Raw genomic sequence first — 15,382 nt, 5'->3', positions numbered from 1 at the left:
TTAACTCGCTTTCTAGATTTTAAGCTCGTGAAGAAATCATCCACTGGATAATTTCTTTATTCTTGTATATATTTCTTTATTGTGGCTTCATTAAGTCCAACTTACACTCTTCAACAATTCCCCAAATTGTTGAAGCTCTCTGCCCAGAAATGACGATTACCAAATTTATAGAGAGATTGGCGTGTTTATCAAACATCATTAGAGCACTCTTACCTTTTAAATATCCCATAAAGCTTGATACACTTAATCGCGGAGGAATACTGACTAACATATGAACATGATCCGGCATCAGATGTCCTTCGATAATTTCTACGCCTTTATAAGTACACAAACGTCGGAATATTTCTCCCAAACTACTTCGATATTGATTATAGATGATTTTTCGTCTATACTTAGGTGTGAAGACAATGTGGTAGAACACAGCCACTTTGTATGTGATAAACTATGTGCCTTTTGCGCCATATTTTTCTCCTTTCGCTTTACAATAGGCTTGAACACCTTTATTGTATCGCGTTTGGAGTTTTTTTGGTATAACCTTCGTCGCGCACCCGCATAGCGGGTGGTTTATTTGTCACGCACCTTACGGAGCGTGACGGACTAAAAGTCACATAATAAGAAATCCGACTGCCAAAAATGGTAGTCGGTTTTGTTTATTATGCTAATTTACTTGCTGCCGCTTGGTCGAGGATAAGGATGACATTGTCGTGGTTTTGGAGGACGCTTGCTGGGACATCTTCTGTCACTGCTCCTTCCACAGTCGCCTTAATGGCGTCAGCTTTTTCCTGACCATAGGCCATGAGAACAATGGTCTTGGCTGCCATAATGTTGGCGATGCCCATGGAGATAGCTTGTTTTGGTACATCTTCTGGATTGTCAAAGAAGCGCGCATTGGCTTCAATGGTTGATGGCGCCAATTCAACCAGATGGGTCTGACCATCAAATGGAGCACCTGGTTCATTGAAACCGATATGGCCGTTGCGACCGATACCCAAAATTTGGAAATCAACTGGATGTTCAGCCAAAATTTTATTGTAACGTTCTGTTTCAGCAACTACATTTGTCGCCAAACCATTCGGTAAATAAGATTGTTTAAACGGTTTGTCATTGAAAAGATTTTCCTTCATAAAATGAATATAGGATTGGTCGCTCTCCTCACCTAAACCAACATACTCATCCAAGTTTACAGATGTCACATCCGAAAAGTCTAAATCCGACTCACGAATCAATCTGTAAAATTCTAACGGACTGGAGCCTGTTGCCAAACCTAATACCTTGGCACCTCCGTTCAATTTTTCTTTCAAAATGTCTAATGCTACAGTTGCTCCTTCAACTTGATTGTTTACTACATGAATTTTCATAACACACCTCTTTGGTCTATACCATTTCTTATTTTTCTTTATTATATGGTATAGACCAATTTTTGTCAAGAATTTATACTTATAGAGTATTACATTAGCACGAATAATTTTAATTCTCTTCCCATCCATCAAGACTTAAGTGTCTAACTATGATATAATACATTTATGACAGATGTGCTTTTTTACTTATTTTTTATTGGTATTCTGTTCTGCCTTACTGGCTATTTTATTTCTAAATCAAAGGTCCTAAAGTTTATTTTCTACCTGATTGGTAGTCTATTGGTGGCTTTGCCATTTGCCCTATTGATTTATTTTACCTATATTTTATTTTAGTCTAAGGAGTGAATATGAATACTGCAGATTTTGATTTTGATTTACCCGAAGAGCTTATCGCTCAAGTTCCCCTTGAAAAGCGCGACAGCTCTAAACTATTGATCCTCGACCGCGAAAAACGGAGCATGGTTGACAGTCACTTTGACCATATCATCGACCAGCTAAATCCCGGTGATGCTCTGGTCATGAACAATACACGTGTTCTGCCTGCCCGTCTCTATGGCTACAAGCCTGAAACTATGGGACATGTTGAGCTTTTGCTTTTGAAAAATACCCAAGGTGATCAGTGGGAAGTTCTTGCCAAACCAGCAAAACGTCTGAAAGTCGGTACCACAGTCGCTTTTGGTGACGGACGATTAACTGCTACTATCGTAGAGGAATTAGAACACGGTGGAAGAATAGTTGAATTCTCCTATGAAGGTATCTTCCTTGAAGTCTTGGAAAGTCTAGGCGAAATGCCACTTCCACCTTACATTCATGAAAAATTAGAAGACCGTGAACGCTATCAAACAGTTTATGCCAAGGAAAACGGTTCTGCCGCAGCCCCAACTGCTGGACTACATTTCACCCAAGAATTACTCGAAAAAATCGAAGCTAAAGGAGTGAAACTAGTCTATCTGACCCTTCACGTTGGGCTTGGGACCTTCCGACCAGTCTCTGTTGATAACGTTGATGAACATGAAATGCACTCGGAATTCTATAACCTATCAGCAGAAGCTGCTCAAACCCTCAATCAGGTCAAAGGTAGCGGTGGTCGTATCGTCGCAGTCGGCACTACATCCATCCGCACCCTCGAAACCATCGGTAATAAATTTGATGGCCGTTTGGAAGCTGATTCTGGTTGGACAAATATCTTCATCAAACCTGGCTACACCTTCCGAATCGTTGATGCCTTCTCAACCAATTTCCACCTGCCAAAATCTACTTTGGTTATGCTAGTTTCTGCCTTTGCAGGTAGAGAATTTACCTTAGATGCCTATAAACATGCTGTTGAAGAACGCTACCGCTTCTTTAGTTTTGGGGATGCAATGTTTATTCAATAGGCTGTTATCACCAAATTATTCTGAGTTCAGATTTTATTTTCCTTACATCTCAAGGAGGGCCCTATGAACAAGATTGAAAGCCGCCATCAGCTGATCCTGTCTCTAATCATGGAGAAGAAAATACATACCCAGCAGGAATTGCAAGAATTACTAGAGGTCAACGGAGTCTCCGTCACCCAATCTACCCTCTCCCGTGACATCAAGATGCTCAATCTTGTCAAAGTCAACGAAGATGATTGTTCTCACTATGTCATCAACCCCATTGCTCCTACTCGCTGGGAAAAACGACTGCGACTCTATATGGAAGATGCTTTGGTCATGCTAAAACCTATCCAACATCAAGTGGTGCTCAAGACCCTACCTGGATTGGCCAACTCATTCGGTTCTATTTTGGATGCCATGGAGATTCCTCAAATTGTAGCGACCGTCTGCGGTGACGATGTCTGTCTCATCATTTGTGAAGATGTAGAGGGGGCACAAGCTTGCTTCGAGCACTTGAAACAGTTTACTCCACCATTTTTCTTTAGTAAATTATAAAAATTTGTGTTCACAAACAACATACTTAATTTTAAAGATAATTTTTCAAATAAATATCAATAACTTCCCTTTATACTCATAAACGAAAATATAACATGTACGCGTTTTATTGTAGAATAGTCTAATTTGACTTATTCTATATGCAGATGGGGTCTATTTCTAAAACAGCATATAATAAGTCTCACTTTCATATATTTTTGTACACTTCTTGTAAACAGTGACACATTTCTATCTCATCTTTCAATGTTATTCTTCATAAGAAAAGCTCTTAGATATTTCACTAAGAGCTTTTAAACTGTAATTTACTATTCAATACTGATAATGGCTATTCCGCAGCTAGGCGATAGACTGCCTCAGCATAAATATCCATTGTTTTATATAAGTCTTCTAATGGCATGCGTTCATTTTCCTGATGCTCAGTTTGTTCTGTATCTGGGAAACATGCACCAAAGGCCACACAGTTTGGCATGGTACGAGCAAAGGTAGCCCCACCTGACGAGATTGGCTCGCTTGTCAAATCTCCTGTCTTATCTTGATAAACAGACATGAGCGTAGATACCAGCTGACTGTCTAATGGCACATACAAGGAAGCAAGGTAGTCGTACTCTTCATAGGTCAAACCACATGATTGCGCTTTGGCTTGTAAAGTAGAAACTAGGGCTTCCTTATCCGCAGTGACAGGAATACGAATGTCCAAGCGAATTTCTGATTTTTTTGCGCTAATGGTTAGGCCTGCAATATTGAAACTGAGTGTCCCTGATGGTTCATCGGTCACATCACCAAAAAGCTTAAATCCTGTGGCATCTTCACCAACTGCATTGACGATAAAGTCCAAGGCTGGATGATTTTCGAAATGTTCCAAAGCCTTTGCCAAACGAACAATGGCATTGACCCCCTCAGCAGCATCCTTGGCGTGCCGCGAAATACCAAGAACCGTTACTTGATCATCTTTGGTTTCATAATCAAAGCCTAATTGATCTAATTCCGCAATAACTCCTGCTAATAAATGACCAGAATAGCTTGCCTTGGCAGGTACTACGTTATAGGCAGTTCCCGCTTCGATACTCAGACAAGGGTGACCTGGACCATGCAATTTGGCCTGTAGCAATCCTTTTTCAGCATAAGTCAAAGGGAAGGAAGAATCTGGTGCAAAGCCCATAGTTGCCACTTCTTCCAACTGATTGTAGCGGTTCATACACCGCCATAAGGTCTCTTCATCTGTTCCAAAAATGAAACGAATCCGTTTGTTAAATTGGACTCCCGCATCAAGAAGTGCTTTTACTGCAAATAAGGCCGCCATCGAAGGACCTTTATCATCCTGAACTCCGCGTCCAATAATGTAATCTCCCTCTACCACAGCCTCAAAAGGCGGCGTCTGCCATTGACTAAGATCACCAGCAGGTACCACATCTAAGTGGCAAAGGATTGCTAATAATTCTTCGCCTTGCCCAATTTCAGCATAGCCGTAATAACCAGCAGGGTCTAAATAAGTTTTAAAACCCATTTTTTCCGTCAAAGCCAACGTGTGCTCCAGAACATCCTGAATCGCTTGGCCAAATGGCGTTTGGTTTTGACCTTCATGCAGGACAGACGGAAAAGCTACCAGTTCCTTAATCGCCTCTACACAAGCCTCTTGATGCTGTGCTTGAATAAAACTTGTTTCCATTGTTTCTCCTTTCAACAGATTAAAATATAGTTCTTTCTGTTTTCATTCTATCACAAATGGAAAAACTGAGCCAAATTTATCTGTATTCATGATAAAATCTGACCCAGAATTTCGATTAGAAGAATGTCGCAATGACAAGAATAGCAATTGATGCAAGTACAATAGCTGCAATCAATTTACCTACAAATTTATACCAAGTTCCGATTTCAACACGACCTAAAGCCAAGGCACCCATTACAATACCTGAGGTTGGTGCAACCAAGTTAAGTACACCTGAAGCTGCTTGGAAGGCTGTGATAATCAAGTGTGCTGGCACATTAACAAATTCTCCAAGAGGTGCCATGATACCCATAGATGCCCCTGCAAGACCAGATGTGGACGGAATCAAGAAGGACATTGGCAGGTAGAAGAGATAGGTCAAGATGATGAAGACTTGTGAAGACAGACCTTGCAAGCCAACTTCACCCCAGTGTAGAATTGTCGCAGTAATCATACCGTCGTTCATGATGACTTGAATACCACGCGCCACCGCACAGATAAGGGCAACACTGAGCAAGTCTGCCGCACCATTCATAAAGGCTTTTACCAGACGTGCTTCATCCATGCCATAGACAATACCGACCAAGACACCAGCAAAGGCAAAGAGCATAGCTCCTTCAGGGAAATACCACCAGCCAAATGGATAGGCTGAACTACCAATCACCTGACCGATTCCTGGCAAGCCAAGCAACCAAGTATTGAAATCTGCAAAGACAGAAACACCCAAGTCTTCCCAAGGAATAAAGCTACAAATCATGACTACAAAAGTCAATACGAAGACCCAAAGGACACGTTTTTGAGCAGGTGTCAAGACAGCATTGACTTCTTCACTTGATGTGTTGACATTAAAGTGAGCCATATCTGCTTCACGTTGTTTGTAAACGAGGGATTTAGTTGGGTCGTTTTTCACTTTTTCAGCATAGTTAGCAACGAACCACACACCCAGACCCAAAATAACGATAAAGAAGATAATCCGCCATATCATACCATCTGCCAAGGAAACCCCTGCTGCATCCGAAGCCACACCTGTCGCAAATGGGTTTACAGTCGAAGCCAAACAGCCGATTTGAGAACCCAACAAGATAATAGCAACACCTGTAATACTATCAAAACCAACTGCCATCATAACAGGAACTAAGAGTGGGAAGAAGGCCATGGTTTCCTCACCCATACCGTAGGTAGAACCGCCCAAGGCAAACAAAGGCATGAGGATGTAAATCAGCATTTTCTCGCGACCCTTGAAGCGTTTCACAATGGAGGCAATCCCCACATCAAGCGCACCAGTTTCATTGACCACGCCTAAGAAGGAACCAACCATCAGAATAAAGAAGGCAACGTCAATAGCCTTACTAGTGTCGCCATGACCCAACATAGCACGGACAGGTGCCATCAGAATATCCCAAATTCCCTGCGGATTTTGAGCCACTGCTTGATAGGTGCCTGTGATAAATTTTCCAGCTTCGTCTTTTTCATACTGACCTGCTGGAATAACCCATGTCATCACTGCCATAAAGGCAATAATGAGCATCAAAATAGAATACGATGAAGGCATTTTAAAGCCTTTTTTCACTTTTTCGCTCATCGCAAAAACCTCCTATAATATTTTTTGAGCGCAACCTGGATTGACAAGTAAAGTACTTTATATAAGAAATAGTTTTTTGCTCATCAAGATAGTTTTTAAAGAAATACTGAAAAACTAACGATGAATAGCTCAACAACTAGTCTTAGATGAAAGTCCTGAACTGGGAATACAGGTTCTAAATCCCCTATTTAAGGGAAATTGTATCCGTAATAACCGTATCAAATATCCACCTATCTTCAAGAGATGTCTATCTCCTTCAGTCTATTATCTGAAATCATTGCTTATAGATAGATACTTGATAGGAAATGGATGAGAGGGGAGGGAGCTTAGAAAGCCCAGACCTTCATGTTTAGATTAAAGGGAACCCTTATGGGACTATCAACACTTTCTCTCCCCTAACTCCATCAATAAATAACCCGTCTAGTTTAAAAACTATATTTGCATGCAGAGTACATCAATAAATAGAAGCCTCAACGATACAAACAGCTACTTAGCCTTTGACAATGATAGTGCCGCTATCGGATTCAATCAAAGCGCCTAAGTTTTCTAATGAGGTAATGACTGCTTTTGATTGTGGCTTATTGTTTACAAAAGCAATAGCTGCTTCAACTTTCGGTAGCATGGAACCTGGTGCGAATTGATTTTGTTTGATATATTCTTCCAATTCAGCTACGGTAACTGTTTCTAATTTTTCTTGGTCTGGTTTGTTGTAGTTAACAAAGACATAGTCTACACCGGTCAAGACGATAAACAAGTCTGCGTCAACCAATTCTGCCAAACATTGAGAAGCAAAGTCCTTATCAATAACTGCTTCCACACCGGTCAGGGTGCCATCTGCTTCTTGGACAACTGGAATACCTCCGCCTCCAGCAGCTACGACAACTTCACCTGCATTGATAAGGGTACGAATGGTACCTATTTCTTTGATTCCTACAGGTTTTGGCGAAGCAACGACTTTGCGCCAGCCACGTCCGGCATCTTCTTTGAAGGTTGCACCAGTCTTTTCTGCTTCTGCTTTCGCTTCTTCTTCTGTATAGAATGGTCCAATCGGCTTGGTCAAATTTTCGAAGGCGGGATCATTCTTATCCACGATAACCTGGGTCACAACAGATGCTACATCTTTTTCAATGCCTTCCTTGATCAATTCATTTTCCAAGGCATTTTGCAACCAGAAACCAATCGAACCTTCTGTCATGGCTACCAAACTGTCTAGTGGAAAAGCTGGGTTCTTTTCCGAATCAGCAGCAAGGTTTTGAAGAAGTAAGTTTCCAACCTGAGGACCATTACCATGCGTGATAATAAGGTCATCCCCATTTTTTATCAATTTTACAAGGTGCTTGGCTGTTTGTACCAAGGCCTCTTTTTGTGCTTTAGCCGATGGGTCAGACGATAAAATGGCATTGCCACCCAAGGCTACTACAATTTTACGATTTGCCATATCTCTTGCTTTTTCCTCACTTTCGCGAAATAGTAATCGCTTACACATCTATCCTCAAAATAAGGGGGCTGGGTGCCAGCCCCCGGAGGTTGCGATGACTAGATTCTACACACGTGGAACAAATGGATCCCCCAAAGTCGCTGCCATAACCGCTTTAATTGTGTGCATACGGTTTTCAGCTTGGTCGAAGTGACGAGCATACTTGCTACGGAATACTTCGTCTGTTACTTCCATTTCTTCTACGCCGAATTTTTCAGCGACATCTTTACCATAAACAGTGTTTGTATCATGGAAGGCAGGTAAGCAGTGCAAGAAGATGAGATTTTCATTTTCTGCTTTTTTCACCAATTCCATATTCACTTGGTATGGTTTCAAGAGGGCAACGCGTTCAGCAAATTTATCTTCTTCACCCATGGATACCCAAACGTCTGTATAGAGAACATCTGCGCCTTTGACTGCTTCATCAGCATTATCAGTAATGAGAACACGCGCTCCGCTTTCTTTGGCAAAGCCTTCTGCCAATGCCACAACAGTTTCATCAGGGAAGAGTTCTTTTGGAGAGAAGATATGGACATTGACACCAAGGATAGCACCTGTCACCAATAGAGAGTTGGCAACGTTGTTACGGCCATCACCACAGTAAACCAGAGTCAAGCCTTCCAACTTGCCAAAGTTTTCTTTAACAGTCAAGTAGTCCGCCAACATTTGAGTTGGGTGCCATGCATCTGTCAACCCATTCCATACTGGCACACCAGAGAATTCTGCCAATTCTTCCACCATCTTTTGGCTAAAACCACGGAATTCAATACCGTCGAACATACGTCCCAAAACTTTAGCAGTATCTTCTGTAGATTCTTTCTTACCAAGTTGGATGTCATTTGCACCAAGATATTCTGGATGGGCACCAAGGTCAATAGATGCTACTGTGAAGGCAGCACGAGTACGTGTTGATGTTTTTTCAAACAAGAGAGCAATATTTTTACCTTCCAAATAACGGTGTGGAATATTGCGTTTTTTCAAATCTTTCAAATGAGCTGAGAAATCAATCAACCATTCCAATTCTGCGCGTGTGAAATCTTTCTCTGCAAGAAAATGTCTACCTTTAAATACATTTGTCATTGTCTCTTCTCCTAATGTTTAAATAAATTTTGTCAATGTCTGGCACCATTCTCCATCTTCTTGATAAACTTCAGAAGTTGCTTGGTAGCCAACTGACTCATAAAAAGTCTTTGCAGTTAACTCCGAATGTATATTCAACTGATGAAAGCCAGCTTCACGTGCATAAGCTTCCAAAGAGCTAATAATCATTTTTCCATAGCCTTTTCCACGAAAATTCGGTAGAGTGGCTATTCGAGTTAGACGAGCTTGACCAGAACCGACAGGAAGAAAACGTCCCGTTGAAACAGGCTCTTCACCAATAAAGAGATTGGCGTAAACACTTCCTTCCGTATCATTCTGGTCAAATTCATCTTCCTTTGCAATACCACGCTCAAGGACAAATACCTTATAGCGGACATAGATAGAGGCTGCGCGTTGCCATTCTTCCGAACCGATTGTTGTTCGTTCTATACTCGGCATTAGATGTCTTCCCGTTCAAACGGCATTGACATACAACGAGGTCCACCACGACCGCGAACCAATTCGCTTCCGCCAATCTTAATCAAACGAAGCCCTTTGGACTCGAGGATAGCATTGGTAATCGTATTGCGTTTGTAAACAACTACCACACCTGGTGCAATAGTCAATGTATTTGAACCATCATTCCATTGCTCACGACCAGCAGCAACCATATCACCGCCACCACAACGGATCAATTCTACTTTTTCAAGACCAAGGTTCGCAGCCAAAAGTTCTGCCAAGTCACCATGTTCTTCTTCAATATGAAGCGTATCATTTTCATAGGTTACAGAGAAGACACGAAGGTCACCTTCAATTTCTGGGTGGATAGTAAACTTATCATAGTCAACCATGGTAAATACCGTATCCAAGTGCATGAATTTACGGTTGTTAGCAAATTCGAATGCCAATACTTTCTTGAAGCCAACATGCTGTTCAAAGATATTTACCAATAGTTTTTCAATTGATGCAGCATCGGTACGTTGTGAAATACCTACTGCCAAAACATCTTTTGAAAGAACCAATTCGTCACCACCCTCTATACGAGTAGTTGCTTCACGATTGTAAACCAATGGAACTTTTCCACCATATTCTGGGTGATGGGTGAAGATATATTTACCATACAAGGTTTCACGGTTCCGTGTTTCTGAATACATGTGGTTAAGAGAAACAGCATTACCAATCGTAGCAAATGGATCCCGAGTGAAGTAAAGGTTTGGCATTGGGTCAATTGCAAATGGGTAGGATGATTCGACCAGGTCTGTCAAACCTTTTTCTTCAGCGGGGACTTCCGGTAACTCAGCTTTCTGAACACCCGCCATCGTTTTCTCTACCAACTCTTTGTTGTCTTCAATAGCTAGCAACAGTTTGCGGATGGCTTTCTTAGTAGCACGACCACGAATATTTGCTTCTTCTAGGTATTCATCAATAAATTGCTCACGAATTTCAGGTGTTACTAAGGATTCAGCAGCCAATTGTTCAAGGTAGAGAACTTCGACTCCTTCATCTCGTAATGCTTGTGCGAATGCATCGTGTTCTTTTTGAGCATCTTCCAAGAATGGAATATCATCGAAGAGTAGTCGTTCTAGGTAGTCAGGCATGAGGTTTTCAATTTCCTTACCTGGTCTGTGTAACATAACTTTTTTCAGCTTACCAATTTCTGAAAAAACATGAATTGGATGGTTTGACATGATCTGTCCTCCTAATATTTTTTTATACTCTTCGAAAATCAAACTCATACGTTGTTGCCTCGATTTGATGAACTTCAGTTCTATCTTCATCTTCGTCGCCTAGTCTGATTTTGATTTTCATTGAGTATTACTTGATTGGAAATGATAGTGGACCGTACGCTTTCCTGCCTCTCATTTCCTCTTTACATCCATAGTTTAACAGAGCAAAAAAACAAAAACTTGAAAACGCTCACATTTATTTTGAGAAATTCTTCACATTTTAAACCTTATTTATAAATAATTATCGATTATATCGCCTATATTCCGCATAATTCTTTGCATTATATCATTGTATGAATTTTTATTTTTTATAAAAAAACAGAAACTTCAATGAGTTTCTGTCAAATTTTCTAAGAAATAATCAATATCTAAATAAGTTAACTGTTTATGGCTATAAGCAATTTTACCATCCTGCTTCAGTTGCTTCAAAACATAGCTAACCGTTTCCCGTGTCGTAGCTGCTAAACGCGAAATCTCTTGAATATGAATTTCAAATGGCAAGGTAGCAAACTGCTCTCGCTGGCACATATCCCAATAAAGAAGAGCCAAGGCTTGAACGACTCGATCTGATGCCTTGGAACGCATCGCATTTCGCAAGCGCAACTCTTGAAAACGAAGCACTTTGGATAATTTTTGACAGATATAAGTCATTTGACTCGGATTTATCTTCGACAAGGTTTCAAACAAGACCATCGGTACAATAAAATACTCTAGGTCCGTTATGGCAATGGCGGTATAATGATAAGGTTTGTCCTGAAACATATCTCCAAAAGGAAAGGCACCACCCTGCCGAATATAGTCCAAATACGTAAAACTATCCGTCTCATCATATTGCTCAATCCGGGCATAGCCCTTATACAATACAAATAGATAATCTCTAGGATCCTCTGCGTAAAAAAAGATTTGTCCCTTAGGAATCTTTCGAAAACGAATATGCTTAGCTAATTGATCGAAACTTTCCCTTGAGAAGTTTTCAAACGCAGGATGGTTTCGAAGAAAGTTGTATTGTTCGTTCGTAATCATCACTCTCTCCATTCTAATCAAAGTATTTCTCTACACATTCTAACATATATTAAGATATAATTCTAATAATATTCCGTAATTTCATATAATAATCTAAAAAACCAGCCCACAAGGAACTGGTTCTAAGTATTATAATTCATCCGCAATCTTATTGATTTTCCGCAAACGATGGTTGACACCACTTTTAGTGATCGGTACCGTTAGACTATCTGCCAATTGCTGAATGGAATAGTCTGGATGCTGAATTCGCAACTGGGCAATCTCCTGCAAGTCACCTGACAACTGATCTAGACCGATAGTATCCATAATTTTGATAATATTATTGATTGTTTTCATACTAGCATTGACCGTCTTTGCAATATTAGCGGCTTCCGCATTTGTAGCTCGATTTAGGTCATTGCGAGCCTCACGAAGCAATTTAACATTCTCAAATTCTGTCTTTGTCTCTTCTGCTCCAATCACCAAAAGAAAATCCATAATGTCCTCTGCACGTTGCAGATAGGTAATGGTTCCCTTACTTCGCTCAATAACTTTGGCATCCAAAAGAAATTTCTGCATCAGATTGGCCAGGTCATTGGCATGGTCACTATAGACAGAAGCTATTTCAAGCTGGTATTTTCCCTTTTCAGGATCCTTAACAGAGCCTGCCGCTAAAAATGCTCCACGAAGATAGGCTTGACTCCACGAATCATTTTCTAAAACCAAGGGAGAAATCCCCGTCTCTAATCCAAAGAAGCTATCAGCCAAATGCAAATCGTTCAATATCTCATTCACGCCGTCTTCTATCAAAACTGCATACACACGATTCTTTTTGAGATTAGGTTTTTGATGATGGCGAATCTCAGCCTTAATCTGGTAGAAATGAAGTAACAGTTCATAAATGTGACGGGCAATCTTTGCATTTTCCGTGCTGATAGAAAGAGTCAAACCTGATGAAGCTAAGCCCAAACTCCCTGATAATTTGATAATAGCAGATAGCTCGCTCTTATTTGGGCTAGACTGAAGCAGCAATTCTTCCTTTACTTGTACTGTAAAACTCATGGCCGCACCTGCAAAATCTTGAGCAACTCTTCTACCACCAAGTCACCATCATGGAAAGCTCCGCCATTTTCCAAACGAAGAAAATTCGAAGAAATCACACGATTAGCCTGTTTTTGTAAACCTGCAAAATCGTGTTTTACCTGTACCAAATATTCATCAAACTGGTTGCTATTCATATACTCTTGTGGAACCGGCTCAATATTGACCAAAACTGTATCAATGAATTGTTCAGCTAGGTGTGCATTGAGAACCGCCACATGGTCTGCATCTGAGAAAAACTCAGTCTCTCCTCGTTGGGTCATAATGTTGCACACATAGGTCACTTCAGCCTTGGTTTCTTTTAGGGCTTTGCCAATATCAGAAATCATCAGATTCGGCAAGATTGAGGTAAAAAGAGAACCCGGTCCAAGTACAATCATGTCACTTTCCATAATCGTTTCAACTACCTGACGACTGGCTTTCGGTTCATCATCATTATAAGAATTTGTCACATAGACATGATTAATCATCCCATTATGCTTGGAAATCTTGCTCTCACCTGCTACCTCGGTCCCGTCTGTAAAAATAGCATGAAGGGTCAAGGCCTGTTCGCTAGATGGATAAATCCGTCCTGTCGTATGGAAAAAGCGCGTCAACAACCTCATCGCATTGTAGGTTGAACCCTGCATCTCAGAAATACCAGCGATTATTAAGTTTCCCAGTGGATGCCCCGCCAAAGGTCCATCTGAATCCGCAAAACGATACTGGAAAATTTGTTCATAAAGTTTGGGCATATCCGACATAGCCAATAGGACGTTACGCAAATCACCTGGAGGGGTCACCTGCAAAGCCTGACGGATTTCCCCCGAAGATCCTCCGTCATCAGCTACCGTCACGATAGCGGTAATCTCTACATCCTTATCCCGCAAACTCTTCAAGATGACTGGAATACCAGTCCCGCCCCCGATAACTGTAATTTTTGGTTTTCTCATGAGCGGTTGACCGTCTCCTTCCGTCTGTCCTTATCACGATGACTACGATTGACAATCCAGTTTTTCTCCAAATCATCTGCCAAGCGTTTGGCAAAAGCAACGCTTCTATGTTGACCGCCCGTGCAACCAACGGCAATCGTTAGAACTGATTTTCCTTCCTTCTGGTAACCTGGCAAAATCGGCTTAATTAAGCCTAGAAGATTTCTGTAAAAGTCTTCTGATTCCTGATGGTCCATAACATAATCAAATACAGCAGGATCCAATCCAGTCAAGTTGCGCAATTCTACTTTATAGTAAGGATTTGGCAAGAAACGCACGTCAAAAACCAAGTCTGCATCCAGAGGTAGTCCATATTTGAAACCAAAGGACATCACTTCTATGCGAAACGACGGCTGATTATCTTGACTAGCAAACTGCTCCGAGATTGCCTTACGGAGATTGCGAGGTGTCAGCTCTGTCGTGTCAATAACATTTTGACTCATATTTTTCAAGGGAGCCAAAAGTTCACGTTCTAGCTGAATCCCGTCCAAAACACGACCATCAGCCGCCAAAGGATGGGAACGACGAGTTTCCTTATAGCGAGCAACCAATTCACTATCCGTCGCATCCAAGAATAGGACTTTAAAATCTAAATCCTCTGCCCCCTCAATCTCATCCAACACCTCTCGAATCTCCGAGAAGAAGGAGCGACTCCGCATATCTACAACAAGAGCAATCTTATTGTTATCCTGGCTGTGGCGAATCAATTCTAAAAATTTTGGCAAGAGAGTCGGCGGCATATTGTCAATGGTAAAATAGCCCAAATCTTCAAAAGACTGAATAGCTACCGTCTTACCAGCTCCCGACATCCCTGTCACAATCACTAAATGGAGTTTGTCCAACATGACATTCCCTCCTTTTCTTTCTTAATCAATTACCGCAATGACTTCAATCTCAACCTTAACATCACGTGGCAAGCGTGCAACTTCCACCGCTGAACGAGCTGGAAAATCTGCTGAGAAAGCTGTTTTATAAACTTCATTAAAGGCTACAAAATCATTCATATCTTTGAGGAAACATGTAGTCTTAACCACATGATCAAAGTCTGTCCCAGCTTCTTCTAAAATTGCTGCAATATTTTTCAAGACTTGCTCTGTTTGTTCTTGAATGGTCTCGCCAACAATCTCACCCGTTTCAGGCGAGAGAGGAACCTGACCAGATGCAAAGAGAAAATTGCCAACAACCTTCCCTTGAACGTATGGGCCAATTGCTGCAGGTGCCTTATCTGTATGAATCGTTTTCATATCTCTATCTCCTTTTAATTTTTTATATCTATTATAGCATAAGTTCTGTATAAAACAGCTCACCTACTACTATCCTACATCTATTTTCTTTTATAGCTAAATTCCCAAAGTAAGTTCTAGTCTCCCGACTTTATCACTTTATTTTTCTCGAGTTTATCAGTTAATTCATTTCACAACCGCCGTTTTTGTGATAACAGCGGTATTTTTTTAACATTTTATTGA

Annotated in this window: 14 protein-coding genes and 1 pseudogene; 2 read left to right on the top strand and 13 right to left on the bottom strand. The window is 41.0% G+C overall.

Translation table 11 applies throughout. The features are described 5' to 3' along the window. Window positions 1–56 precede the first annotated feature (56 nt). Together tnpA and P7J58_RS10070 are read right to left on the bottom strand one after the other, a co-directional pair. A pseudogene (gene tnpA, locus P7J58_RS10075) lies at window positions 57–462 on the bottom strand (IS200/IS605 family transposase). A gap of 191 nt (window positions 463–653) precedes the next feature. Next, window positions 654–1,358 (bottom strand): glucosamine-6-phosphate deaminase, encoded by a 705-nt coding sequence (locus P7J58_RS10070; protein WP_029179768.1) that lies wholly within the window; start codon window positions 1,356–1,358, stop codon window positions 654–656. Between the two features lie 347 nt (window positions 1,359–1,705). On the opposite strand from P7J58_RS10070, the gene queA reads away from it, so the two are divergent. Together queA and P7J58_RS10060 are read left to right on the top strand one after the other, a co-directional pair. Further along, window positions 1,706–2,734 (top strand): tRNA preQ1(34) S-adenosylmethionine ribosyltransferase-isomerase QueA, encoded by a 1,029-nt coding sequence (gene queA, locus P7J58_RS10065; RefSeq protein WP_002941714.1) that lies wholly within the window; start codon window positions 1,706–1,708, stop codon window positions 2,732–2,734. Window positions 2,735–2,797: 63 nt separating this feature from the next. After that, a complete protein-coding gene (locus P7J58_RS10060; RefSeq protein WP_024378250.1) occupies window positions 2,798–3,271 on the top strand; it encodes an arginine repressor in 474 nt (157 codons plus the stop codon). A 325-nt stretch (window positions 3,272–3,596) separates the two neighbouring features. On the opposite strand, the gene P7J58_RS10055 is transcribed toward P7J58_RS10060, so the two are convergent. The 11 genes from P7J58_RS10055 to P7J58_RS10005 all read right to left on the bottom strand — a co-directional run bounded on the left by P7J58_RS10055 (window position 3,597) and on the right by P7J58_RS10005 (window position 15,160). Continuing rightward, window positions 3,597–4,937: a dipeptidase gene (locus tag P7J58_RS10055; RefSeq protein ID WP_099810923.1), complete on the bottom strand. Its 1,341-nt coding sequence runs from the start codon at window positions 4,935–4,937 to the stop codon at window positions 3,597–3,599. Window positions 4,938–5,052: 115 nt separating this feature from the next. Then, entirely contained in the window at window positions 5,053–6,558 is a 1,506-nt protein-coding gene (locus tag P7J58_RS10050) for a YfcC family protein (protein WP_024377165.1), read from the bottom strand. Window positions 6,559–7,048: 490 nt separating this feature from the next. After that, window positions 7,049–7,996, bottom strand: coding sequence for a carbamate kinase (gene arcC, locus P7J58_RS10045; protein ID WP_408556266.1), 948 nt, complete (start codon window positions 7,994–7,996; stop codon window positions 7,049–7,051). Between the two features lie 105 nt (window positions 7,997–8,101). Beyond that, a complete protein-coding gene (argF, locus tag P7J58_RS10040; protein WP_002941720.1) occupies window positions 8,102–9,115 on the bottom strand; it encodes an ornithine carbamoyltransferase in 1,014 nt (337 codons plus the stop codon). A gap of 18 nt (window positions 9,116–9,133) precedes the next feature. Then, a complete protein-coding gene (locus P7J58_RS10035; protein WP_408556265.1) occupies window positions 9,134–9,574 on the bottom strand; it encodes a GNAT family N-acetyltransferase in 441 nt (146 codons plus the stop codon). Continuing rightward, a complete protein-coding gene (arcA, locus tag P7J58_RS10030; RefSeq protein WP_408556264.1) occupies window positions 9,574–10,803 on the bottom strand; it encodes an arginine deiminase in 1,230 nt (409 codons plus the stop codon). The genes P7J58_RS10035 and arcA overlap by 1 nt, the downstream gene beginning before the upstream one ends. Window positions 10,804–11,169: 366 nt before the next feature. Then, window positions 11,170–11,865, bottom strand: coding sequence for a Crp/Fnr family transcriptional regulator (locus tag P7J58_RS10025; protein WP_408556262.1), 696 nt, complete (start codon window positions 11,863–11,865; stop codon window positions 11,170–11,172). Between the two features lie 129 nt (window positions 11,866–11,994). Beyond that, window positions 11,995–12,906 carry a DNA-binding protein WhiA gene (gene whiA, locus P7J58_RS10020; RefSeq protein WP_408556260.1) on the bottom strand — a complete coding sequence of 304 codons (912 nt, stop codon included), beginning with the start codon at window positions 12,904–12,906 and terminating at the stop codon, window positions 11,995–11,997. After that, a complete protein-coding gene (locus P7J58_RS10015; RefSeq protein ID WP_192369759.1) occupies window positions 12,903–13,877 on the bottom strand; it encodes a YvcK family protein in 975 nt (324 codons plus the stop codon). The genes whiA and P7J58_RS10015 overlap by 4 nt, the downstream gene beginning before the upstream one ends. After that, entirely contained in the window at window positions 13,874–14,761 is an 888-nt protein-coding gene (rapZ, locus tag P7J58_RS10010; protein WP_029997576.1) for an RNase adapter RapZ, read from the bottom strand. The genes P7J58_RS10015 and rapZ overlap by 4 nt, the downstream gene beginning before the upstream one ends. A gap of 21 nt (window positions 14,762–14,782) precedes the next feature. Next, window positions 14,783–15,160: a RidA family protein gene (locus P7J58_RS10005; protein ID WP_029177497.1), complete on the bottom strand. Its 378-nt coding sequence runs from the start codon at window positions 15,158–15,160 to the stop codon at window positions 14,783–14,785. Between the last annotated feature and the right edge of the window lie 222 nt (window positions 15,161–15,382).

Source organism: Streptococcus suis (genome assembly GCF_046032535.1).
Classification (GTDB): Bacteria; Bacillota; Bacilli; order Lactobacillales; family Streptococcaceae; genus Streptococcus; species Streptococcus suis_AK.
Note: the sequence above shows the minus strand (reverse complement) of the source record. Positions and strands in the feature narration are given on the sequence as shown.

Excerpts from the sequence above, each read along its gene's own strand:
- P7J58_RS10070 (WP_029179768.1), bottom strand. The coding sequence starts at position 1,358 with ATGAAAATTCATGTAGTAAACAATCAAGTTGAAGGAGCAACTGTAGCA.
- queA (WP_002941714.1), top strand. The coding sequence starts at position 1,706 with ATGAATACTGCAGATTTTGATTTTGATTTACCCGAAGAGCTTATCGCT.
- P7J58_RS10060 (WP_024378250.1), top strand. The coding sequence starts at position 2,798 with ATGAACAAGATTGAAAGCCGCCATCAGCTGATCCTGTCTCTAATCATG.
- P7J58_RS10055 (WP_099810923.1), bottom strand. The coding sequence starts at position 4,937 with ATGGAAACAAGTTTTATTCAAGCACAGCATCAAGAGGCTTGTGTAGAG.
- P7J58_RS10050 (WP_024377165.1), bottom strand. The coding sequence starts at position 6,558 with ATGAGCGAAAAAGTGAAAAAAGGCTTTAAAATGCCTTCATCGTATTCT.
- arcC (WP_408556266.1), bottom strand. The coding sequence starts at position 7,996 with ATGGCAAATCGTAAAATTGTAGTAGCCTTGGGTGGCAATGCCATTTTA.
- argF (WP_002941720.1), bottom strand. The coding sequence starts at position 9,115 with ATGACAAATGTATTTAAAGGTAGACATTTTCTTGCAGAGAAAGATTTC.
- P7J58_RS10035 (WP_408556265.1), bottom strand. The coding sequence starts at position 9,574 with ATGCCGAGTATAGAACGAACAACAATCGGTTCGGAAGAATGGCAACGC.
- arcA (WP_408556264.1), bottom strand. The coding sequence starts at position 10,803 with ATGTCAAACCATCCAATTCATGTTTTTTCAGAAATTGGTAAGCTGAAA.
- P7J58_RS10025 (WP_408556262.1), bottom strand. The coding sequence starts at position 11,865 with ATGATTACGAACGAACAATACAACTTTCTTCGAAACCATCCTGCGTTT.
- whiA (WP_408556260.1), bottom strand. The coding sequence starts at position 12,906 with ATGAGTTTTACAGTACAAGTAAAGGAAGAATTGCTGCTTCAGTCTAGC.
- P7J58_RS10015 (WP_192369759.1), bottom strand. The coding sequence starts at position 13,877 with ATGAGAAAACCAAAAATTACAGTTATCGGGGGCGGGACTGGTATTCCA.
- rapZ (WP_029997576.1), bottom strand. The coding sequence starts at position 14,761 with ATGTTGGACAAACTCCATTTAGTGATTGTGACAGGGATGTCGGGAGCT.
- P7J58_RS10005 (WP_029177497.1), bottom strand. The coding sequence starts at position 15,160 with ATGAAAACGATTCATACAGATAAGGCACCTGCAGCAATTGGCCCATAC.